This window comes from Rhizobium sp. 05N430 (assembly GCF_056396985.1).
Map to the genome: position 1 here is coordinate 51,135 of NZ_JBFTMO010000003.1, position 19,725 is coordinate 70,859.

At 62.9% G+C, this 19,725-nt stretch carries 20 protein-coding genes and 2 tRNA genes; 13 read left to right on the top strand and 9 right to left on the bottom strand.

The genetic code is table 11. The features are described 5' to 3' along the window. Window positions 1-67 precede the first annotated feature (67 nt). Both cysD and cysN read left to right on the top strand, forming a co-directional pair. A complete protein-coding gene (gene cysD / locus AC1DJO_RS07660; RefSeq protein ID WP_112386401.1) occupies window positions 68-1,021 on the top strand; it encodes a sulfate adenylyltransferase subunit CysD in 954 nt (317 codons plus the stop codon). Between the two features lies 1 nt (window position 1,022). After that, on the top strand, window positions 1,023-2,504 hold the full coding sequence (gene cysN, locus AC1DJO_RS07665) for a sulfate adenylyltransferase subunit CysN (RefSeq protein ID WP_310291786.1): 1,482 nt from the start codon (window positions 1,023-1,025) through the stop codon (window positions 2,502-2,504). A gap of 31 nt (window positions 2,505-2,535) precedes the next feature. On the opposite strand, the gene AC1DJO_RS07670 is transcribed toward cysN, so the two are convergent. The 3 genes from AC1DJO_RS07670 to AC1DJO_RS07680 form a co-directional block, all read right to left on the bottom strand. Next, window positions 2,536-3,570, bottom strand: a complete 1,035-nt coding sequence (locus AC1DJO_RS07670; protein WP_477969671.1) for a LacI family DNA-binding transcriptional regulator — start codon at window positions 3,568-3,570, stop codon at window positions 2,536-2,538. 244 nt (window positions 3,571-3,814) lie between these two features. Further along, entirely contained in the window at window positions 3,815-4,057 is a 243-nt protein-coding gene (locus tag AC1DJO_RS07675; protein ID WP_477969673.1) for a hypothetical protein, read from the bottom strand. A gap of 58 nt (window positions 4,058-4,115) precedes the next feature. Continuing rightward, a tRNA-Pro gene (locus AC1DJO_RS07680) sits at window positions 4,116-4,192 on the bottom strand. Between the two features lie 271 nt (window positions 4,193-4,463). On the opposite strand from AC1DJO_RS07680, the gene AC1DJO_RS07685 reads away from it, so the two are divergent. From AC1DJO_RS07685 to AC1DJO_RS07695, 3 genes are all read left to right on the top strand, one after another. Continuing rightward, window positions 4,464-4,877 carry a hypothetical protein gene (locus AC1DJO_RS07685; RefSeq protein ID WP_112386511.1) on the top strand — a complete coding sequence of 138 codons (414 nt, stop codon included), beginning with the start codon at window positions 4,464-4,466 and terminating at the stop codon, window positions 4,875-4,877. A 105-nt stretch (window positions 4,878-4,982) separates the two neighbouring features. Next, the gene (locus AC1DJO_RS07690) at window positions 4,983-5,270 is read left to right on the top strand and encodes a BrnT family toxin (protein ID WP_477969675.1); all 288 of its coding nucleotides are present in this window, start codon (window positions 4,983-4,985) and stop codon (window positions 5,268-5,270) included. Next, window positions 5,236-5,493 carry a BrnA antitoxin family protein gene (locus AC1DJO_RS07695; RefSeq protein ID WP_477948961.1) on the top strand — a complete coding sequence of 86 codons (258 nt, stop codon included), beginning with the start codon at window positions 5,236-5,238 and terminating at the stop codon, window positions 5,491-5,493. Before AC1DJO_RS07690 ends, AC1DJO_RS07695 begins: the two co-directional genes overlap by 35 nt. On the opposite strand, the gene AC1DJO_RS07700 is transcribed toward AC1DJO_RS07695, so the two are convergent. Then, window positions 5,494-5,568, bottom strand: a tRNA-Gln gene (locus AC1DJO_RS07700). Between the two features lie 161 nt (window positions 5,569-5,729). Here AC1DJO_RS07700 and AC1DJO_RS07705 point away from each other — a divergent pair. The 4 genes from AC1DJO_RS07705 to AC1DJO_RS07720 are packed head-to-tail and all read left to right on the top strand — an operon-like array spanning window position 5,730 to window position 9,132. Beyond that, a complete protein-coding gene (locus AC1DJO_RS07705) occupies window positions 5,730-6,026 on the top strand; it encodes a cupin domain-containing protein (RefSeq protein WP_112386405.1) in 297 nt (98 codons plus the stop codon). A 3-nt stretch (window positions 6,027-6,029) separates the two neighbouring features. Next, window positions 6,030-6,944 carry an MBL fold metallo-hydrolase gene (locus AC1DJO_RS07710; protein WP_477969677.1) on the top strand — a complete coding sequence of 305 codons (915 nt, stop codon included), beginning with the start codon at window positions 6,030-6,032 and terminating at the stop codon, window positions 6,942-6,944. Next, window positions 6,944-7,402 (top strand): thiol-disulfide oxidoreductase DCC family protein, encoded by a 459-nt coding sequence (locus AC1DJO_RS07715; protein ID WP_477969679.1) that lies wholly within the window; start codon window positions 6,944-6,946, stop codon window positions 7,400-7,402. The genes AC1DJO_RS07710 and AC1DJO_RS07715 overlap by 1 nt, the downstream gene beginning before the upstream one ends. Beyond that, a complete protein-coding gene (locus AC1DJO_RS07720; RefSeq protein WP_477969680.1) occupies window positions 7,399-9,132 on the top strand; it encodes an SDR family oxidoreductase in 1,734 nt (577 codons plus the stop codon). The genes AC1DJO_RS07715 and AC1DJO_RS07720 overlap by 4 nt, the downstream gene beginning before the upstream one ends. Here AC1DJO_RS07720 and AC1DJO_RS07725 read toward each other — a convergent pair. After that, the gene (locus tag AC1DJO_RS07725; protein ID WP_112386408.1) at window positions 9,084-9,992 is read right to left on the bottom strand and encodes a DUF1499 domain-containing protein; all 909 of its coding nucleotides are present in this window, start codon (window positions 9,990-9,992) and stop codon (window positions 9,084-9,086) included. The two genes, AC1DJO_RS07720 and AC1DJO_RS07725, sit on opposite strands and share 49 nt — an antisense overlap. A gap of 259 nt (window positions 9,993-10,251) precedes the next feature. Here AC1DJO_RS07725 and AC1DJO_RS07730 point away from each other — a divergent pair, with 259 nt between their 5' ends. Together AC1DJO_RS07730 and AC1DJO_RS07735 are read left to right on the top strand one after the other, a co-directional pair. Continuing rightward, window positions 10,252-10,641: a hypothetical protein gene (locus AC1DJO_RS07730; RefSeq protein ID WP_112386409.1), complete on the top strand. Its 390-nt coding sequence runs from the start codon at window positions 10,252-10,254 to the stop codon at window positions 10,639-10,641. Window positions 10,642-10,740: 99 nt separating this feature from the next. Next, window positions 10,741-11,016: a hypothetical protein gene (locus tag AC1DJO_RS07735; RefSeq protein ID WP_112537192.1), complete on the top strand. Its 276-nt coding sequence runs from the start codon at window positions 10,741-10,743 to the stop codon at window positions 11,014-11,016. Between the two features lie 8 nt (window positions 11,017-11,024). On the opposite strand, the gene ppdK is transcribed toward AC1DJO_RS07735, so the two are convergent. The 3 genes from ppdK to AC1DJO_RS07750 form a co-directional block, all read right to left on the bottom strand. Beyond that, window positions 11,025-13,691, bottom strand: coding sequence for a pyruvate, phosphate dikinase (ppdK, locus tag AC1DJO_RS07740; protein WP_477969682.1), 2,667 nt, complete (start codon window positions 13,689-13,691; stop codon window positions 11,025-11,027). Window positions 13,692-14,105: 414 nt separating this feature from the next. Continuing rightward, complete coding sequence (locus AC1DJO_RS07745; protein ID WP_477969684.1) at window positions 14,106-17,567, bottom strand: chromosome segregation SMC family protein; 3,462 nt, start codon at window positions 17,565-17,567, stop codon at window positions 14,106-14,108. Window positions 17,568-17,657: 90 nt separating this feature from the next. Further along, entirely contained in the window at window positions 17,658-18,350 is a 693-nt protein-coding gene (locus AC1DJO_RS07750) for a DsbA family protein (protein WP_112518146.1), read from the bottom strand. A gap of 209 nt (window positions 18,351-18,559) precedes the next feature. Here AC1DJO_RS07750 and AC1DJO_RS07755 point away from each other — a divergent pair, with 209 nt between their 5' ends. Further along, window positions 18,560-18,799 carry a FitA-like ribbon-helix-helix domain-containing protein gene (locus tag AC1DJO_RS07755; RefSeq protein ID WP_477969686.1) on the top strand — a complete coding sequence of 80 codons (240 nt, stop codon included), beginning with the start codon at window positions 18,560-18,562 and terminating at the stop codon, window positions 18,797-18,799. Then, window positions 18,796-19,215: a PIN domain-containing protein gene (locus tag AC1DJO_RS07760; protein WP_477969688.1), complete on the top strand. Its 420-nt coding sequence runs from the start codon at window positions 18,796-18,798 to the stop codon at window positions 19,213-19,215. The genes AC1DJO_RS07755 and AC1DJO_RS07760 overlap by 4 nt, the downstream gene beginning before the upstream one ends. Window positions 19,216-19,220: 5 nt before the next feature. Here the strand turns inward: AC1DJO_RS07760 and AC1DJO_RS07765 are convergent, their stop codons facing one another. Further along, window positions 19,221-19,706 carry a DUF721 domain-containing protein gene (locus AC1DJO_RS07765; protein ID WP_477969690.1) on the bottom strand — a complete coding sequence of 162 codons (486 nt, stop codon included), beginning with the start codon at window positions 19,704-19,706 and terminating at the stop codon, window positions 19,221-19,223. Window positions 19,707-19,725 lie beyond the last annotated feature (19 nt).

Genomic DNA, 19,725 nt, shown 5'->3' on the forward strand with positions numbered 1-19,725 from the left:
CAGTTGTCACGAGATTTCATTGCGGCAACCTCCCGTCCGGCAATGAGTGAGAAGTCTGGAGTAAAACATGCCCGATACCCGTCAGGATACGGAACTCAGCAATCCGCAGAGCAGCAAGCCGCCGCTCGATCCGCATCTGAAGGCACTGGAAAACGAAGCGATCCATATTTTCCGTGAGGTCGCCGCCGAATTCGAACGCCCCGTCATGCTCTATTCGATCGGCAAGGACTCATCCGTCCTGCTGCATCTGGCGCGCAAGGCCTTCTATCCGGGCCGCGTCCCCTTCCCGCTGCTGCATGTCAACACCGGCTGGAAGTTCGCGGAGATGATCACCTTCCGCGACAAGATCGTGAAGGAATATGATCTCGACCTGATCGAGCACATCAATCCGCGCGGTGCGGCCGAAAACATCACGCCGTTCACTTATGGATCGGCCCGCTATACCGACATCATGAAGACGGAAGCGCTGCGCAATGCGCTCGACGCCGGCAAGTTCGACGCTGCCTTCGGCGGCGCGCGCCGCGACGAGGAAGCCAGCCGCGCCAAGGAACGCATCTACTCGTTCCGCACCCCCGACCATCGCTGGGATCCGCGCAACCAGCGTCCCGAGCTCTGGAACATCTATAACGGCCAGATCCGCCAGGGCGAAAGCGTTCGCGCCTTCCCGCTGTCGAACTGGACCGAAGTCGATATCTGGCGCTACATCCAGGCCGAGCAGATCCCGATCGTGCCGCTCTATTTCGCCGCCAGGCGCCCGTTCGTCGAGCGCGACGGCATGATGATCGATGCGACCGATCCGCGGCTCGAGCTTTTGCCCGGCGAAGTCAAGCAGGAGGATTCGATCCGTTTCCGCACGCTCGGCTGCTTCCCGCTGACGGGCGCGATCCGCTCCACGGCCACCACCCTTGAAGACATCATCGCGGAGCTGGAGATCGCCACGGTTTCCGAGCGCCAGGGCCGCGCCATCGACCGGGATCAATCCGGCTCCATGGAAAAGAAGAAGCGTGAAGGATATTTCTGAGATGACCGCAGCAAACCTCGCCAACGCCGTCGCTCCTGCAGCCGAGCCGGTGGCAGCCGTGCGCGACACGCGGCCGTTGCGCCTCATCACCTGCGGCTCTGTCGATGACGGAAAGTCGACGCTGATCGGCCGTCTGCTTTGGGACACCAAGGCCGTCAAGGAAGACCAGGCGGCAACGCTGCAGCGCGATTCCACCGGCAAGCAGAACGATCTTGGCCTGCCCGATTTCGCATTGCTGCTGGATGGCCTGCAGGCCGAGCGCGAACAGGGCATCACCATCGATGTCGCCTATCGCTACTTCTCGACCGACAAGCGCTCGTTCATTGTTGCCGATACACCCGGCCACGAGCAGTATACCCGCAACATGGCGACCGGCGCCTCGACCGCCGATCTCGCCGTTCTGCTGGTCGATGCCCGCGCCGGCATCCTCGAACAGACCCGCCGCCACGCGACGATCGCCTCGCTGATGGGCATCCGGCAGTTCGTGCTGGCCATCAACAAGATCGACCTGACGAATTACGACCGCGCCGGTTTCGACAAGATCGTCCACGAATTCAAGGAATTCGCGCTGTCGCTCGGCGTCAAGCAGATCACCGCGATCCCAATGTCGGCGCTGAAGGGCGAGAACGTCGTCTATTCCGGCCAGGCCGCAATGCCCTGGTATAACGGCCCGACGCTGGTGGAGACGCTGGAACTGGCGAGCGTCCGCTCCGGCCAGTCGACCGGCTTCCGCTTCTCGGTGCAGCGCGTCTCGCGCCCCGGCGAAAGCTTCCGCGGCTATCAGGGCACGGTTGCCGGCGGCTCGGTGAAGCCGGGTGACAGCGTCATGATCCTGCCGTCGGGCATGGTCGCCAATGTCTCCAAGATCGTTACCTTCGATCTGGTGCGCAATGCAGCCGTCGCAGGCGATGCGATCACGCTGGTGCTCGACCGCCAGGTGGATGTCGCCCGCGGCGACATGATCGTCTCGATCGACGCACAGCCGCAGACGGGTGTGAACTTCGACGCCCAGATCGTGGCGCTGCAGCCCGAGGGCATCGAATCAGGCAAGCGCTACTGGCTGAAGAGCGGCAGCCGCCGCCAGCGTGTCCAGGTGCAGCCGATTGCCCAGCTGGAGCTGAAGAGTGGCGCCTGGGCTCCGGCCGAGCGTCTTTACATGAACGCCATCGGCAAGGTGCGGCTGATCTTCGACGAAACCGCGATCTTCGATCCCTATGAGCTGAACCGCGCATCGGGCTCGTTCATCCTGATCGATCCGGAGACCAACAACACGATCGCCGGCGGCATGGTCAGCGGCAAGCGCAGCGATGTCAGCGGCCTGCATGGCAACGAGGCCCGCGTCATCCTCTCGCTGCCGGCCGATCTCGCCGAGCAGATCATGGCAAGCGAGCTCTTCGCCAGCCGCCGTGACGAGGCGCATGTGCAGCGGATGACGGCAGCGGAAGCTGCCGATCTCTGGAAGAACGCCGCAAGCGACATCTGAGACAAAAAAGGGGCCGAAAGGCCCCTTTGCTTTACCGGGTCGAGCCGCGCTCGATGATCTGGAAGCCGAAGTCGATATGGGCTGTGCCGGGCTCCTCCTCACGGACCGCGTTCAGCAGCATATCGGCAACGCGATGGCCCATCTGATAGCGCGGAATGCTGACCGTCGTCAGCGCAGGCTCGCAGTGAATGGCGTAGTCGAGATCGTTGAAACCACAGATGCCGATATCGTCGGGAACGCGCAGGCCGCGGGTCCAGCATTCAAGAAGCGCACCGACGGCAAGATCGTCGTTCTGGCAGAACACCGCATCCACATCGGGTGCAGCTTCCACCAGATTGCTGAAGAGTTCGCGTCCGGCGCCAATGCCGTTCATCCCGAGGCAGCTTGCAACGAGCGCCTCGTCAAAATAACCGGCCTGGCGCATCACATCCGCATAGCCTTCAAAACGGCGGCGCGGACGGGTATCGCGGCGGCATCCGACAAAGGCGATGCGGCGGTAATTCTTCGACAGAAGCATGCGGGTGGCGGCGACGCCGGCCTCGTAGTGATCGACAGCCGCCACCAGTCCCTCTGCCTTCTGGCTGACATCGACGATATGAGCAACCGGACAGGCGGCGGCGCTGAGCAGCGGCGCCAGGGCATCGTAATATTCTGCACCGGCAACGATGATGCCCGCCGGCTTCTGCGCCAGGAAAGATTTCAGCTGGCTCACTTCCTGATCGGGATCATAGAGCGTATTGGCATATTGCACGCGCAGATCCGTCGCCCGCAGGCGATCCTCGATGCCGGTCATGATGTCGGTAAAGGCGTGCTGATGAAGCGCAGGCGTAATGACGCCGACGACGCCGCTGTGGCGGCTGGCAAGCGCCCGGGCGGCCAGGTTGGGCACGTAGCCCATTTCATCGACAGTGCGCAGGATAAGCTGGCGCAAATCTTCGGAAACGATTTCGGGATTGCGGAGCGCCCGGGAAATGGTGATAGGGCTGACCCCCACCTTCTTGGCAACGTCACTCAATCTCACATGCGCAAAGCGCTTACTGTCCCTACCAGGCACTGCATTCCCCATTCCGGCATTACACGCTGCGAACCTGCCTCCCCTTCGACTCGCCATACCTTTGTGAAGAGAAATTAAATTAGAGTCCACTAACCCTTCTCCGTTTTGCGACGAAAGGTGTAGCAAAACCGGGGCAGGCGGAATTCGCGCTGAAATGCTTCTACGCGGGATATGCTATGCCGGATCACCGCAGGCGGAAATTGACTGTAAAATAGCCTTTTGTCATCCGGCGTTTCGAGGGAATGAGCGCGGCGCGCTATTCCATGACGACCAGCAGCTCGCCGCTGTCAACGACTTCGAACATCGAGCTGTCGATGAGACGCACCGCAGCGCCCTCGCCCGTGCACCAGAAGCGGGCGCCGGGATAGCGGCGTATACCGGCGGCGGTTTTCGTGACGATCAAATGGCGGCGCTCGTAAAGCCTGACCGGCAGACCATTGCCGTCGATGCAGGCGCGCTCGCCCAGCGTCTCGACCGATGTCTCGCCATCCATTTTCATCGTGTATGCACCTGCGATGCCGCAAAAGAAAAAAGCCCGCTTGCGCGGGCTTTTCGGCTGGTCGGAGTGGCAAGATTCGAACTTGCGACCCCCACGTCCCGAACGTGGTGCGCTACCAGACTGCGCTACACTCCGTGACCAGCGGCGCCTCTATAGAACGGCGCCTGTTATTGCGCAAGCGCCAAATTTCAAAAAACTGACGCATTCAGCAGCACCTTGCACGGCGCCCGCAAGGCCTTGCGAACCTGCAACAAAAAGACACACCTGCAGCAAATTTCGCAAACGCGAAGGCGGGGCAATTTTCTTTTGCCGGGTTCCGCGCTAAAGCGCTTTCCGGGACAAGCGGAAACCGCTCCATTGCAGCGATTCCCGCCGTCGAATGCGCGACAATTCAGGGACGATACATATGAAACTCCGCACCTTTGCCGCGGCCGGGCTTGCCATTGCGCTTGCCGGCTGCACGACCATTCCTTCTGCCGGCGATCCCGTTTCCGCACGCTGGAACGGCCAGTCGGCCGGCAAGTTCTTTGCCGCCTACGGCCCGCCGCTCAGCGACGCCGAAAATGGCTCCTCCGTCGTCTACACCTGGAAGGGCGGCTACAAGACCGTGCGCGTTCCGGCGAAATATGCCGAAGGCGAAAACGGCAAGCGCGGCAAGCAGACGGCCCCTGCCCGCACGCTCTACCTGCGCTGCCAGGCAGAAATCACCACCAATTCCGACTATACAATCCGCAACATCCGCACGGTCAACGATATCCCGGGCGAAAGCGGCAAGTCCTATTGCGCCGAATTCCTGGCCCCGGCCCAGCCGGCTGGCTGATCGGATCAGCATTCGAGATTTATGCCAGGCGATCGAGAGACCGCCTGTTTTCGTTTAGGCAACCGGATTGCCTGTACATACAAATTGTCATAACATTATTTCGACATGTTTGAATGGGATGATGACAAGAACCGGCTGAATATCGAAAAGCACGGCGTCAGCTTCGACACCGCGTGCCGGATTTTTGATGGTTTCGTCTTTACCGTCAGGGACCAGCGCTTCGACTATGGCGAAGTCCGGGACATTAGCATCGGCGAGGTCGGCGACCTTACCGTTTTGACCGTGGTCCATACCGACCGAAATGGCATCACACGGTTGATTTCCGCGCGGGCGGCAAGCCGATCCGAAAGGAAGCGATATGGCGACGAAATACAAAAAAGAACTGAGCGCTGAAGAACTGGCCGCGATGCCGGACGAAGATATAGACTTCAGTGACATTCCGGAGCTGGACGATGCCTTTTGGGAGAAGGCCGAGCTTGCCGCACCCGATCGCACCCAACCGGTCACCATCCGCGTTAAGAAATCGGTCCTTGACGCCTACAAATCGCTCGGCAAGGGCTACCAGACGCGGATGAACGCGGTTCTGGAATCCTATGCAAAGACGCTGAAGAGATAGTGGCTGGGGCGCCAGGATTCGAACCTGGGAATGCCGGTACCAAAAACCGGTGCCTTACCGCTTGGCGACGCCCCACCAGGCATTGAGCGGAAACCGCTGTGCCGAAGCGAGGCCTGATTAGCAAAGGTGCCGCCTCGTCACAATCACTAAGTTCGGCGCAGCCGCATATTTCTGTGCGATGCGGCGGGAGGCGTGATAGGTCTTTGATCAGACGAGAACGCCTTTCTGGAGTAGTGATGAGCCAGTACCGTGCCCGCCCGCCTGCCCTCGCAACGCTGCTGCTCGATGACGCCGTGGTACGGATCACCCGCTGGGATTTCGAGCCGGGTGCGGATACCGGCGTGCACACGCATGGTTACGGCTATGTCGTGGTGCCGATGACCGATTGCCGGTTTCTGATCGAGGAAGGGGCCGAGAGCCGCCGCGTCGATATTGCCAAGGGTGCGGCCTACCGGCGCGAAGCGGGCACCGAACACAACGTCGTCAACGCCGGCGACGAGCCGATGTCCTTCATCGAGATCGAATACAAGTAACCCATGCCGAGCCCGCGTTTCGACCTGACATTCGTGCCTTCCCATGGCGTGCCGGTGACCGTGGCGCCCGGCATCCAGCGGCTGACGGTGAACAATCCGAGCCCCTTCACATTTCACGGCACCAACAGCTATATCGTCGGCGCCGGATCCTCTGTCGCCGTCATCGATCCGGGGCCCGAGGGCGATGCGCATTTCGAGGCGCTGATGTCTGCCCTTTCCGGGCGCCGCGTCTCACATATCCTGATCACCCATACACATCGCGACCACTCGCCGCTTGCCGCCCGGCTGAAAGCCGCAACCGGGGCACTGACGGCGGGCGAAGGCCCGCACCGTGCCTCGCGGCCGCTGCATGCCGGCGAGATCAATCCCTTTGCCGAGAGCTCGGATACCGGCTTCGTGCCCGATATCACGCTTTCGGATGGCGATGTGATCGAAGGCGAAGGATTTGCACTCCGCGCCTTGCTGACGCCCGGGCATGCCGCGAACCATGCGGCCTTCGCGCTCGAGGGCACGGAGATCCTGTTTTCAGGCGACCATGTCATGGCATGGGCGACGTCGATCGTTGCACCGCCCGACGGCTCGATGCGGGATTACATGGCGTCGCTCGACAAGCTGATTGCAAGGCGCGACCATCTGCTGCTGCCCGGCCATGGCGGGCCGGTGAAGCATCCGCTGACATTCCTGCGCGCGCTGAAAACGCACCGGCGGATGCGGGAGCGGGCGATCCTTGAGCGCATCAAGGGCGGCGACCGGCGGATCCCCGACATGGTCAAGGCGATCTACCGCGATACCGATCCGCGGCTGCATGGAGCGGCCGGCCTTTCGGTGCTGGCGCATATCGAGGATCTGGTGGAGCGCGGCAAGGTGAAGACCCACGGACCACCGGCACTGATGGGCGAATATTGGGCGGCGGGATGATGACAAACGGGCAGGCAGCCTACAGCTACCGCATGGATGACAGCGTTCCGGCCTTTGCCGATGACGCGCCTGTCATCGTCTTTGACGGCGAATGCATCTTCTGTTCCGGCTGGGTGAAGTTCGCACTGAAACACGACAGAACCGGGCGCTACCGCTTCCTGACCGCACAATCGCCACTCGGCGAGGCGCTTTACCGGCACTATGGGCTCGATGCCCGTGACTACGAGACCAACATCTTCATCGACGGCGGACGCGCCTATTTCAAGTCCGAGGGATCAATCCGGATGATTGCCGGGCTTGGCTTCCCATGGTCTCTCATCTCGCTACTGCGCATCCTGCCGCGGCCGCTTGCCGACCGTCTCTACGAATTCATCGCCCGCAACCGGCTGCGGATCGCAGGCCGCAGCGACAGTTGCTTTGTGCCGACGCCAGAGGTCAGGAGCCGCTTTCTCGGATGAGTACAAGCGGGCTTCGCGTGCTGATCATCGGCGGCTACGGCGCATTCGGCAGCCGACTGGCACGCTTGCTGGCCGGCGATCCGCGCTTCCATCTGCTTGTCGGCGGGCGGTCGGCGGAGAAGGCCGAGACGTTTGCCGCCGGGCTCGAGGGACGTGCAAAGGGCGTGGTCTTCGACCGCAATAGTGATGTGCAGGCCCAGCTTGCGTTGCTCAGGCCCGCGGTCGTCGCCGATCTCTCGGGACCGTTTCAGGACATGGGCGAGGATCGCTATCGGGTCGCCCGCGCGGCGATAGCGCTCGGGATCGACTACATCGATGTTTCAGACAGCCGCGAGTTCGTCAGCGGTATCGATGCGCTCGACGGCGAGGCGAAGGCGCGCGGCGTCTTCGTGCTTTCCGGGCTCAGCAGCTTTCCGGCGCTCTCCTTTGCGGCCGCCGAAAAGCTGGCGATCGAATTCGCCGAGGTCCACAAGGTCAGCAGCGGAATTGCCCCCTCGCCGCGCGCCTCGATCGGGCTGAACGTTATCAGGGCGATCACCAGCTATGCCGGAAAGCCGGTCAAGGTCACGCGGGGCGGCATCCCGGCAGAGAGCATGGGGCTTGCCGGAGGACCAGGCATGGTGATCGCGCCGCCCGGTTGCGTTCCGCTGCGCTGGCGCCGCTTTCTGCTGGCCGATACGCCGGATCTTTCGCTTCTGCCACAGCGGTTTCGCCATTTACGGGAGGCCTTTACGGGGGCTGGTACGGAGCCGCAATGGCTGCAGTCACTCCTGACATTTGCCGCCCGCCTCGTTCGCTACCGGCTGCTGCCGTCGCTTGCGCCATTTGCACCGCTGATCCATGCCGCGAGCCGCAGCCTTGCATCCGGCGAAGCACGCGGCGGCATGTTCGTGCGCCTGGAAGGATTGGGACACGACAGGCAAGCGCTTGCCGCCACCTGGCATCTGGTTGCCGAAGGGGATGATGGTCCCTTCATTCCGGCGATGGGTGCAGCCGTGCTGTTGCGCGCGCTTGCAGACGGGAAGCGGCCGGGCAGCGGGGCGCGGGCGGCGATAGCGGAGCTTCCGCTTGGCGCCTTCGAGGATGGGTTTCGGCCCCTGGCGATCCGCACAGGCATCCGGCGGCAGCGTTCTGGCGATCGGCGCCTTTCGCTCTATCAGCGGGTGTTGGGCGATGAAGCATGGCGGATGCTACCGCCGGCGGTGGCGGCGATGCATGCGGCAAACGATGGCGAGCTGCGTGTTTGCGGCCGGGCGCGAGTGGAGCGCGGGAGCGGCCTGCTTGCCGGCCTCGTCGCGGCAATCATCGGCTTTCCGCGTGCCGCTGACGATATCCCTGTCAGCGTGACGTTCAAGGCAGAGCATGGGCGGGAGACGTGGACGCGGAACTTCGGCGGCAGGCGTTTCCGCAGCCGTCAATCGGAAGCGGCTGGACGTCATGCGCATCTGCTGGCGGAGGATTTCGGGCCGGTCCGTGTGTTTATCGCGCTGGTGCTCGAGGGCGAGCGGCTGCGGCTCCTCATCCGCGGCTGGCGGATCTTCGGTCTGCCCCTACCACTGTTTCTGGCGCCCGACGGCAATACGTTCGAAGAGCAGCGCGACGGGCGCTTCCATTTCCACGTAGAGATCGGCGGGCGGCTGACGGGTTTGATCGTCCGCTATACCGGCTGGCTCGAGCCGGATCAGCCGGCGATGCCGAGCAGCTCGACATCGAGCGCTTCGAGAAACTGATCGGCGATCCCGGCGCTGAAACCGAGGTCGTTCTGGCCATAGCGCGAGGCGACCCGGATATCGACGAAGGTGGTCTCGGCTTCTTCGCGCAGCCGGATGACGATGTCGAAGCGCAGGCCGAGGATCAGCGTGCGGCGTTCGCCCTGCAGCGTCACGCCATTGGCGCCGCGGATCAGTTTGGCGACGTCATCGTCAAAGGGGCGCGGTGTCGGCACGGGCACTTGGTCCGGGGCCTCGGCGACGGCATCGCCATTCGGCTGTGGCGGCTTGGCCGGGGCATCTTCCAGATCGCGGGCCGGTTCGCTTTCGCCCTTGCTCTTGGTGATGGTGATGCCGTTCTGGCGGGCAACCTTCTTCACCGCATCGAGAACACGGTCGATGGCGCCCTCATAGCGGCGGCCGGTCAGTTCGGGATAGGCTTCCAGCTGCTTTTCGCGATCGGTACCGGCAATCTCCGTGCTGCGCTTCATCCAGATCTGGTCGGCATGCGGCGGAGACAGCCATTCCGGCGCCGAGACGAGATCGGTCGAGACGTCGTAGATGGCAGGCAGGGTGAAGTAGCGCTCGGCTGCCAGAGCGCCGAAAGCCAGCGGGGCGGCGGCGAAGATGATCGCCTTCATGGCATCGAGGCCGCCTTCGGCACCCGATATCCAGAGGCTTCTCAAGCCCGCGAAGGCCAGCAGGAAGGCGAGCAGCGCAAATCCCGTCGACACCAGAACGAGCAGCACCATATAGGGCGTCGCCAGCCCGCCGAAGCGGTGCGCCAGAAGCACGGCAGCCCAAAGCACCAGCGCAAACGCCCCGAAGCGCCGCGCGAAGCGGGCCGAACTGGAAACGGGGCGGTCGAAACGGATGGCCATCAAACTTACCAGTTACAGGCGGGCACACGCCCGGCGCGGAGGCACGAAGCACCCGCACCTTGTTTATGGCAAGATTCGCCTAGATTTTGAAACTGTTGTCTCTCGCGGGAGGCCTCAATCCACCAAAAGGCGGAGATGGCCTGCATGAGCGATATCTGATATGCCGTAAAAAGGCCATTCTGGCGGGTTTTCCTGCCGATTGGGAGGTTGTGGGGCATGTTTCTCGTCAGCGAGGCATGCGCGTTTCAGGAGAAGAGCCATGCTTTCACCGGAAATGACAGAGCGACATAAGGCGCCGGCGCTGGGTGCTGTCGATACATCCGAGCCCTTCCTGCCGATGGAGCTTCTGGAACTGGAGCTCTCGCTGGAAGGCTATACCGGCGGCGAGGCAGGCTTCTGCGAAGCGGTGCGGACGGCTGCCGGAAAGGCCGGCGGCGAATTCCTGTTCGATCTTCCGGCTGCCGGGCTGATCGACGATTGCCGCCGTATCGCGGTGCTGCGCGTTCCGACGTCCGGGTCGGACATGCGGGTGGTGCTTGCCGTTCTCGATCGCGACGGCATCGAGATCCGCATGCAGGCGCCGGACGACGAGACCGTGCATTTGGTGCGGTTCGCCGATGCCTTCATCGAGGTTCTGGAACGAATCTGACGAATCGCGCGTTTTCCGCTGCGGATCGATGTGGAGTTGACGCGGCCCGGCAAATCGCCTCATGTCCGCAGCATCGCTTCCCGCACCGGAGACTGTACCATGCGTTTTTCCGCCCTTCCCTTCACGCTCGCAGCGCTGGCGATTGGCCTTTCGGCCTGCCAGACGATGACGCCTGAAGAGCGGCGCGCCGCCGATGAGCGGCAGTGCCTGAGCTACGGTTTCAAACCCGGCACCAGCGGCTTTGCCACCTGCCTGCAGCGCATCGATCTAGACCGGCGTGCCGATGCCCGCGCTTTCCGTATCCAGGCCGACGAAAACTTCGACAACTTCATGGCCGGGCCGCGCTACTATCCGCGTTACTATTACCGTCGCTAGTACCGGTCTTAGCGGCCGCCGTTGATGGCCGCCTGCGCTGCCGCCAGCCGGGCGATCGGCACGCGGAAGGGCGAGCAGGAGACATAGTCGAGGCCGATCCGTTCGCAGAAATGGATCGAGGCGGGATCGCCGCCATGTTCGCCGCAGATGCCGAGCTTCATGTCATTGCGGGTGCGCCTGCCGCGCTCGGCGGCGATGCTGATCAGTTCACCGACACCATCAAAATCCAGCGAGATGAAGGGATCATGTTCGATGATGCCCTTGCGCTGATAGGTCGGGATAAAGGCCGAGGCGTCGTCGCGCGAGATGCCGAAGGTGGTCTGCGTCAGGTCGTTGGTGCCGAAGGAGAAGAATTCGGCGGCTTCGGCGATGGTGTGCGCCCGTAGAGCCGCGCGCGGTAGTTCGATCATCGTGCCGACCAGGTAGTCGATCCTGATATCCGCTTCCGCCATGACCGCCTTGGCGATCGTATCAATCCGCTCCTTGACGTAGTCGAGCTCCGAGCGGAGGCCGACGAGCGGCACCATGATTTCGGGAACGACGGCGGCGCCGGTTTCGTGGGCCGCAGCGATCGCCGCCTCGAAGATGGCGCGGGCCTGCATCTCGACGATTTCAGGATAGGAGATGGCCAGGCGGCAGCCGCGATGGCCGAGCATCGGGTTGAACTCGTGCAGCGCATCGACGCGCTGGCGAAGCGCCAGGGGCTCCATGCCCATGGCCGCGGCCACATCGGCGATTTCCTCATCCGTCTTCGGCAGGAATTCGTGCAGCGGCGGATCGAGCAGGCGGATGGTGACCGGCAGGCCGTGCATGACGTTGAACAGGCTGGTGAAATCCAGCCGCTGCATCGGCAGAAGCTTGTCGAGCGCGAGGCGGCGGCCCTTCTCGTCTTCGGCGAGGATCATCTCGCGCATCACATGGATGCGGTCGCCCTCAAAGAACATGTGCTCGGTACGGCAGAGCCCTATGCCTTCGGCGCCGAAGGAACGGGCGGCGCGGGCATCCGCCGGGGTGTCGGCATTGGTTCGAACGGTCATGCGGCGAACGCGGTCGGCCCAACCCATGATGCGGCCGAAATCGCCCGAGAGTTCCGGCTGGATCATCGGCACCTCACCCTTCAGCACCTGGCCGGCCGAACCGTCGATGGTGATGATATCACCCTTCTTCAGCGTTACGCCGACGCCGATCAGGCGTTCGTTGCGCAGATCGATGCGCATGGTGCCGGCGCCGACGACGCAGGGAATGCCCATGCCGCGGGCGACGACCGCCGCGTGGCTGGTCATGCCGCCGCGGGTGGTCAGGATGCCTTCGGCGGCGTGCATGCCGTGGATGTCTTCGGGGCTGGTCTCGACGCGCAGCAGGATGACCTTGCGCCCCTCCTCCTCGGCTGCCACCGCCTCTTCGGCGGTGAAGACGATGGCCCCCGTCGCAGCCCCCGGCGATGCCGGCAGGCCGCTGCCGATCACCTGGCGCTGAACGCGCGGATCGATCGTCGGGTGCAGCAGCTGGTCGAGCGTCGAGGGCTCAATGCGCAGCACCGCTTCCTCCTCGGTGATCAGCTTTTCATCGACCATATCGACGGCGATCCGCATGGCGGCGCGCGTCGAGCGCTTGCCGGACCGCGTCTGCAGCATCCAGAGCTTGCCGCGCTCGATGGTGAACTCGATGTCCTGCATGTCGCGGTAATGGGCTTCGAGCTCGGAACAGATGCGGGTGAGCTCAGCAAAAGCCTCCGGCATCAGCTTTTCGAGCGACGGACGCTCGGAGCCTGAGTTCAGGCGCCCATCCTCGGTGATGCTCTGCGGCGTGCGGATGCCGGCGACGACATCCTCGCCCTGCGCATTGACCAGGAACTCGCCATAGAAGGACTTCTCGCCTGTCGACGGATTGCGGGTGAAGGCGACGCCGGTGGCCGAGGCATTGCCGAGATTGCCGAAGACCATGGCCTGGATGTTGATCGCCGTGCCCCAGACTTCGGGGATATTGTGCAGCATGCGGTAGGTGACGGCACGGGCGCTCATCCAACTGGCGAAGACAGCGCCGACAGCGCCCCAGAGCTGGACTTCCGGCTCCTGCGGGAAGGCTTCGCCAAGCTCTTCCTCGATCATGTCCTTGTAGAGCGAGACGACATGCTGCCAGTCGCCGGCCGAAAGCTCGGTATCGTATTCGTGGCCGAGCCGCGCCTTCTCGTCTTCGAGGATCTCCTCGAAGACCTCGTTGTCGAGGCCCATGACGACATCGGCATACATCTGGATGAAGCGGCGATAGCTATCCCAGGCAAAACGGGCGTCGCCGGCATCATGGCCGAGCGCCTGCACCGTCTCGTCGTTGAGGCCAAGGTTGAGGACAGTGTCCATCATGCCCGGCATCGAGACGCGGGCGCCGGAGCGCACGGAGAGAAGCAAAGGATGATCAGTGGCGCCGAAACGGCGGCCGGTCGCCTTTTCAATGCCTTCCACGCCGGCGCGGATCTGTGTCTTCAGATCATCGTCGAGCTTGCGGGAATTCTTGTAATAGGTGGCGCAGGCATCGGCGACGATCGTCAGACCGGGCGGGACCGGCAGCCCCAACGCGCACATTTCGGCAAGGTTGGCGCCCTTGCCGCCCAGCACGTCACGATCACGCGCACGGCCTTCCGCCTGCCCGTTTCCGAACGTATAGACCAGCTTGGACATATTTCCCCCGCCTCATTCTCCGGGACCACCTTAATCCCTTGGTCCGGAAATGAAAATCGACAAATACGGCAAAATGTTGCACCGCACAATCAATGCAGTACATCAAACCGTTTGAATGTGGGGAACGCATAAAAAAAGCTTTGCGGGACTGCAACAACGGTCCCGCAAAGCCTTATTTCCGTCCAGCCAGGAAAACTGGACGGGGGGTCCACCTATGCCATCAAGCCCGGTTTTGCCCTCGTCCCGGAGTTGTCAGCATTATCCAACATGCGCGACAGAAATCGTTTTTCGGCGATCTCCTCATTCGCTAAGGACAACTTCTAATGCAAAAACAAGGGGAAAGCATCACCCAATTGGGTTAACGTATGAGCAAGACCCTAACTTTTTTGGGGTTTTCTCGAAACGCCTTTGTTTTCAAGCGGTTTCGCGCAGGCGCTCAGCCGTCTGCAGGTCGACGGATACAAGCTGCGAGACACCCTGTTCGGCCATCGTTACACCAAATAGGCGATTCATGCGGGCCATCGTGATCGGATTGTGAGTGATGATCACGAATCGAGTTTCGGTCGAAGCGGCCATTTCATCCATCAGGTTGCAATAGCGTTCGACGTTGTGATCGTCGAGCGGCGCGTCCACTTCGTCGAGCACACAGATCGGCGCCGGATTGGTGAGGAAGACCGCAAAGATCAGTGCCATCGCCGTCAGCGCCTGCTCGCCGCCGGAGAGCAGCGTCATGGTCTGCGGCTTCTTGCCGGGCGGGCGAGCGAGGATTTCGAGGCCGGCTTCCAGGGGGTCGTCGGATTCGATCAGCTGCAGCTCGGCGGTACCGCCGCCGAAGAGATGGGTGAAGAGCCGCTGGAACTGGGCGTTGACGATATCGAAGGCGGCGATCAGGCGTTCGCGGCCTTCGCGGTTGAGGCTCTGGATCGCGCCGCGCAGCTTGCGAATCGCATCGATGACGTCGTCGCGCTCCTTGATCAGCGCTTCCAGCTTGTCGCTAAGTTCCTTCTGCTCTTCCTCGGCGCGCAGGTTGACGGCGCCGAGGCGCTCGCGCTCGATCTTCAGCCGTTCCAGGTCACGCTCGACTTCGCGCGGATCGGGGATCGACTGCATAGGCTGAAGGCCGGTCAGGCGGAAGGCTTCGTGGGGCGCGACGTTCAGCGCCTCGCGAATGCGGCCCTCGCTTTCCTGCCGCTTTTCGCGGGCGGAAACCAGGCGCTCCTCGGCACGGCCACGGCGTTCCCGGCTTTCGGCAAGTTCGGACAGTGCGGTGGCGGCCTTGTGATCGGCGTCGCGCTGGACGAGCTCGGCGGCGGCCAGAAGATCGGCTGCGGCGCGGCGGGCCTCGTCGGCCTTCTGCAGTTCGGTCAGCAGTGCCCGGCGCTTGTCGTCGAACTCGTCCGGCGCCATTTCAAGTTCGGAGGCTTCGTCGCGCGCTTCCTCTTCGCGGTCGCGCAGTGTGGCGATATGGTCTTCGGCGCTTGAAGCGCGCTGGCGCCAGGTCTCACGCTCCTGGCTAATGGCGACGACGCGGCGCTGGCGGGCATCGTTTTCACGGTTCAGGCTGTCGTGGCGGGCGCGGGCTTCGGCAGCGAGACCGCGATCGGTCGCGACTTCCATCTGCTGCAGGCGCAGGCGCTCGTCGATCGCCGTCAGATCCGGCGCATCCTCGAGCTCGATGCGGGCATTCTCTTCCTGGATAGCGATGTCTTCCTGCTGCGACTGCAGCTGGCTGACGGCCTCGGCCACCACGTCACGGCGGCGAACGAGATCGCCGGAGGCCCGCTCGGCCGCGGCCAGCGCCTCGCGCGCTTCGGCCAGATGACGGGCGGACAGGCGGCTCATGTCGCGGGCGTCGTTCAGCCGGCGCTCCTCGCCGCGGATCGCTTCAGCGGCAACGACAAGCTGCTCTTCAGCTTCGGCAAGCACATCGCGGGCGATCGAGACTTCGTTTTCGAGCTCCGCCAGGCGGTTTTTCTGTGCGAGCCGCAGTGCGGCCGCACTCGGGGCATCGGCACCGGTGACATGGCCATCCCAGCGATAGACGGCACCTTCGCGGGTGACGAGACGCTGGCCGGGCTTCAGATCACGCACCAGACGATGGGCATCGGCGGCGGCGACAAGGCCGATCTGCTTCAGACGGCGGGTGAGCGCCGATGGCGCCCGCACATGGTTCAACAGCGGGACAGCGCCTGACGGCAGTGCCGGATCGGCCGATCCGTCGCCGTTCTCCGACCAGTGCGCCGGCGCCTTCGGATCGAGCGGGGATTCCAGATCGTCGCCAAGCGCGGCGCCGAGCGCCGTTTCGAAGCCACGATCGACCCGCAGCTCTTCGGCAACAGGCGGAAACTCGCCTGCGGCGGCACCGGCTGCCAGCATCCGCTGGATGGTGCGGGCCTCGGTTTCCAGGCCGTTCAGCTTAGAGCGCGCCTCATCGACAGGCGCGCGCGACAGGGCTTCCGTACGCCGGGCTTCGGCAAGCGCTTGCTCGACGGCCTGGATGCCTGCCTCGGCTTCGGCAAGGGCGATCTCGCCTGCCTCGACCATGGCGCGCTTCTCTTCCGGATCCGGCAGAGCGGAGACCTTTTCGGCGATCGCCGTCAGTTCGCGGTTCGCCTCGTCCATCTGCCGTTCCAGGCGCATCTTGCGATCCGTGAGATCGCGGATGGCGCGTTCCAGCTGATTGCGGCCGGCAGCTGCTTCGGCGCGCTCGGCGGTTACCGATGTGAAGATACGCTCGCTATCGGCAAGCTTGGCCGCCGCTTCCTCGAAGGCTTCGCGCAGCTCTTCGGCATGGCGGCCGGAATCGGCGAGGATATCGTTGATCTCGGCCTCTTCGGCATCGAGCCGGGCGAGGATTTCGGCATTGTCGGAGACCAGCCGCTCTTCGCGGCGGATGTCTTCGGCAAGCTGGGCCAGACGGCGGGTCAGCTCGTCGCGGCGGCGCAGGATGCGGTTGGCATCCTCTTCCAGCTGCGTCTTGGCGATCTGCAGGCGCTGCAGCGCGGCGGCGACCCGGGCTTCCCCTTCGCGCAGTTCCGGCAGTTTCAGGCTGGCGATCCCTTGCGTCTTTGCCGCCTCCATCTGCATCTGCGCCTTTTCGGCGACGACGACGGTGGCCTGGTTCAGCGCACTGTCGGCCTCGGCTTCGGTCTCCTTGGCCTGCACCCAGCGAATATGCAGAAGCATGGCCTCGCGGGCACGAATATCGGCAGACAGCGTCTTGAAGCGGTTGGCCTGGCGAGCCTGACGCTTCAGGCTTTCGATCTGGCTTTCAAGCTGCGAGGTGACGTCGTCGAGACGCTCAAGATTGCCTTCGGCGGCGCGCAGGCGAAGCTCGGCCTCGTGGCGGCGGGAATGCAGGCCGGAGATACCGGCGGCTTCTTCGAGCAGCTGGCGGCGGGCCTGGGGCTTTGCCGAGATCAGCTCGCCGATGCGGCCCTGCCCGACCATCGACGGCGACCGGGCGCCGGTGGAGGCATCGGCAAACAAGAGCTGCACGTCCTTGGCGCGGCTTTCCTTGCCGTTGATGCGGTAGACCGACCCCTGCTCGCGCTCGATGCGGCGCGTCACCTGGATCTCGTCGCTATCGTTGAAGGCGGCAGGCGCGGTGCGATCGGCATTGTCGAGATAGAGCGCGACTTCGGCGGTGTTGCGCGCCGGACGGTTGCCGGAGCCTGAGAAGATCACGTCATCCATGCCGGATGCACGCATGTTCTTGTAGGAATTCTCGCCCATCACCCAGCGGAGCGCTTCCACGAGATTGGACTTGCCGCAGCCATTCGGACCGACGACGCCGGTCAGCCCGCGCTCGATGATGAATTCCGCCGGTTCGACGAAGGATTTGAAGCCGACAAGGCGCAGCTTGTTGAACTTCATGCGGCCCTCTCCCCGACGGGGAAAAGAAGAGGCGCAAAATAAAAGACGGGCAGCCCGAAACGGCCGCCCGTCAGATCAGAACGGTACGGTTCAGAGCAGGCTGTCGATAAGTGCCGACATGGAGTCAACCGTCATGTCCCCAGCGTAACGCTTGCCGTTGATCAGGAAAGTAGGCGTCGCGTTGACGCCGAACTCCTTGGAGCCCCTTTCCCGCGTGGCGTTCACTTCATCCAGAAGCTTCTGGTTCGTCAAGCACTTCGTAAAGCTATCCTCACTAAATCCAGCAAGTTTGGACATCTGCAGAAGGGCGGCACGGCGATCGTCGGCTGCGGCCCAGGTTTCCTGCTGCTTGAAGAGCATCGAGACCATCGGGAAATACTGTTCCGGCGTGCTGAGCTTCGTCGGGTCGGAAGCGTTGCAGCGGGCCAGCATGAAGGCTGCGGCAGCGGCCGGATCGAACGGGAATTCGCGGATGATGAAGCGGACCTTGCCGGTCTCGACATACTTCTTCTTGATCTCGTCGAAGGTGGTGTTGTGGAAGTGGGCGCAGTGCGGGCAGGTCATCGACATATATTCGACGATCTTGACCTTGGCATCTTCCGGACCGAGCGCCATTTCCGGCAGTTCGCCGGGCTTCAGCACCGCTTCCATGTCGACATCGCCTTCCGGCTGCGGAATTTCGACCGCCGCCTGTGCTGCCGTGGAGAGCGCCAAAGTCGCGCCTGCAGCGGCGACACCGCTCAGGAGCTGGCGTTTTGTCATTTGCATTTCAGAGATGTGCATGGATTCCCCATAAGCAAGAGTAGCGGCTGAAAGTGCGATATAACGGCTAAAGGCCGCGAACAAGGCACGCTTCGCCAACTTTCTTCAAAGAATTGTGACCTTGCAAAGGCTAAGGGATGAATTGTTCTTCATCTGACCTGATTGGCCAAGAAATTCTTGATTGATATCATTACATCAAGAATGATATCATCAGGGCTATGGAGGCGAAAATGTCCGCTATCGTTGTTCGCAATCTGCCTGGAGAAACGCACCGCGCCCTGAAGCAGCGGGCGGCCAAGAACGGGCGCAGTACGGAGGCGGAAATCCGCAGCATTCTGGAAGAAGCGGTGCGGCCAGCCGAGCGGCTCAAGATCGGATCGGAACTCGCCACCTTTGCGAAAGAGATCGGCGATGCAGATCTCAATTTCGAACGTGATCAGACGCCTGTCGACGCTGCGGATTTCGAATGATCATTCTCGATACAGACGTGATTTCGGAACCCATGAAGCCCGACGGAGACCCGAAGGTTCTGGCCTGGTTGGACGACCAGGCAGCCGAGACGCTCTATCTCACGTCGGTCAATCTCGCCGAACTGCTGGCCGGGCTGGAAATTCTTCCTGATGGCAAACGGAAGGCAGGACTTCATCAGAAGCTTTTGGACTTGCTGTCCCGTCTCTTCGAGGGACGTGTCCTGCCCTTTGACGAACAGGCAGCGATAGAATTTGCGCCGTTGATCGCCAGGGCGCGTAGCACAGGCCGCGTTATTTCAATGGCCGACGGGCAGATCGCAGCGATCGCCAAAACCCGTGGCTTTACGGTTGCCACGCGGGATGTAACGCCATTCGAGGCCGCTGGTGTTCCGATCATCAATCCGTGGGAAATTTGAGACGCTTACCGCCGCTTCCCCAGCACCGCCGTGCCCAGCCGTTTCACCGCCTCGCGCAGCTTGTCGCCCTCGATGCCTTCCAGCATGCCCTCGAGCTTGTGGGCAGCCTCGCCTTTCAGCGGTGGCGGGGTGCGGGAGCGTTTGCTGGCCTGCGAGACGGGTTTCTGGACGATGCGGATCTGGTGGACGGCGGAGAAGCCGAAGAAGCTGTTGATGCGCTGGATCAGTTCGCCCTGGGCGTGGGTGAGGAAGAGCGCGCGAGCACCCTCGCAGGCGATCGTCAAGACGCCGGGCTTGTAGGTGCCGTCCTCGCCGCCGCGGGCCCAGGCGATCTTTTCGGGCCGGGTGCAATCGGCAAAGTCCTCGCCGGCGATCTCGTCCCAGGAGCCGAGCAGCGCGGTGTTGATGCCGGCGCGCTTGGCGAGCACCGGATCGATCAGGCCGTTGGCCAGTTCGGAGATCTGCTTCTCACCTTTGCGTGGATAACTCATCGAAACCTTCTGATGCTGC

What these genes read in the sequence shown, in the direction of transcription:
- AC1DJO_RS07760 (WP_477969688.1), top strand. Translation starts at nt 18,796, where the DNA reads ATGATCATTCTCGATACAGACGTGATTTCGGAACCCATGAAGCCCGAC.
- AC1DJO_RS07755 (WP_477969686.1), top strand. Translation starts at nt 18,560, where the DNA reads ATGTCCGCTATCGTTGTTCGCAATCTGCCTGGAGAAACGCACCGCGCC.
- AC1DJO_RS07730 (WP_112386409.1), top strand. Translation starts at nt 10,252, where the DNA reads ATGCTTTCACCGGAAATGACAGAGCGACATAAGGCGCCGGCGCTGGGT.
- AC1DJO_RS07710 (WP_477969677.1), top strand. Translation starts at nt 6,030, where the DNA reads ATGCCGAGCCCGCGTTTCGACCTGACATTCGTGCCTTCCCATGGCGTG.
- AC1DJO_RS07765 (WP_477969690.1), bottom strand. Translation starts at nt 19,706, where the DNA reads ATGAGTTATCCACGCAAAGGTGAGAAGCAGATCTCCGAACTGGCCAAC.
- AC1DJO_RS07675 (WP_477969673.1), bottom strand. Translation starts at nt 4,057, where the DNA reads ATGAAAATGGATGGCGAGACATCGGTCGAGACGCTGGGCGAGCGCGCC.
- AC1DJO_RS07685 (WP_112386511.1), top strand. Translation starts at nt 4,464, where the DNA reads ATGAAACTCCGCACCTTTGCCGCGGCCGGGCTTGCCATTGCGCTTGCC.
- AC1DJO_RS07725 (WP_112386408.1), bottom strand. Translation starts at nt 9,992, where the DNA reads ATGGCCATCCGTTTCGACCGCCCCGTTTCCAGTTCGGCCCGCTTCGCG.
- cysN (WP_310291786.1), top strand. Translation starts at nt 1,023, where the DNA reads ATGACCGCAGCAAACCTCGCCAACGCCGTCGCTCCTGCAGCCGAGCCG.
- ppdK (WP_477969682.1), bottom strand. Translation starts at nt 13,691, where the DNA reads ATGTCCAAGCTGGTCTATACGTTCGGAAACGGGCAGGCGGAAGGCCGT.
- AC1DJO_RS07695 (WP_477948961.1), top strand. Translation starts at nt 5,236, where the DNA reads ATGGCGACGAAATACAAAAAAGAACTGAGCGCTGAAGAACTGGCCGCG.
- cysD (WP_112386401.1), top strand. Translation starts at nt 68, where the DNA reads ATGCCCGATACCCGTCAGGATACGGAACTCAGCAATCCGCAGAGCAGC.
- AC1DJO_RS07750 (WP_112518146.1), bottom strand. Translation starts at nt 18,350, where the DNA reads ATGCACATCTCTGAAATGCAAATGACAAAACGCCAGCTCCTGAGCGGT.
- AC1DJO_RS07715 (WP_477969679.1), top strand. Translation starts at nt 6,944, where the DNA reads ATGACAAACGGGCAGGCAGCCTACAGCTACCGCATGGATGACAGCGTT.
- AC1DJO_RS07690 (WP_477969675.1), top strand. Translation starts at nt 4,983, where the DNA reads ATGTTTGAATGGGATGATGACAAGAACCGGCTGAATATCGAAAAGCAC.
- AC1DJO_RS07720 (WP_477969680.1), top strand. Translation starts at nt 7,399, where the DNA reads ATGAGTACAAGCGGGCTTCGCGTGCTGATCATCGGCGGCTACGGCGCA.
- AC1DJO_RS07705 (WP_112386405.1), top strand. Translation starts at nt 5,730, where the DNA reads ATGAGCCAGTACCGTGCCCGCCCGCCTGCCCTCGCAACGCTGCTGCTC.
- AC1DJO_RS07745 (WP_477969684.1), bottom strand. Translation starts at nt 17,567, where the DNA reads ATGAAGTTCAACAAGCTGCGCCTTGTCGGCTTCAAATCCTTCGTCGAA.
- AC1DJO_RS07735 (WP_112537192.1), top strand. Translation starts at nt 10,741, where the DNA reads ATGCGTTTTTCCGCCCTTCCCTTCACGCTCGCAGCGCTGGCGATTGGC.
- AC1DJO_RS07670 (WP_477969671.1), bottom strand. Translation starts at nt 3,570, where the DNA reads ATGGGGAATGCAGTGCCTGGTAGGGACAGTAAGCGCTTTGCGCATGTG.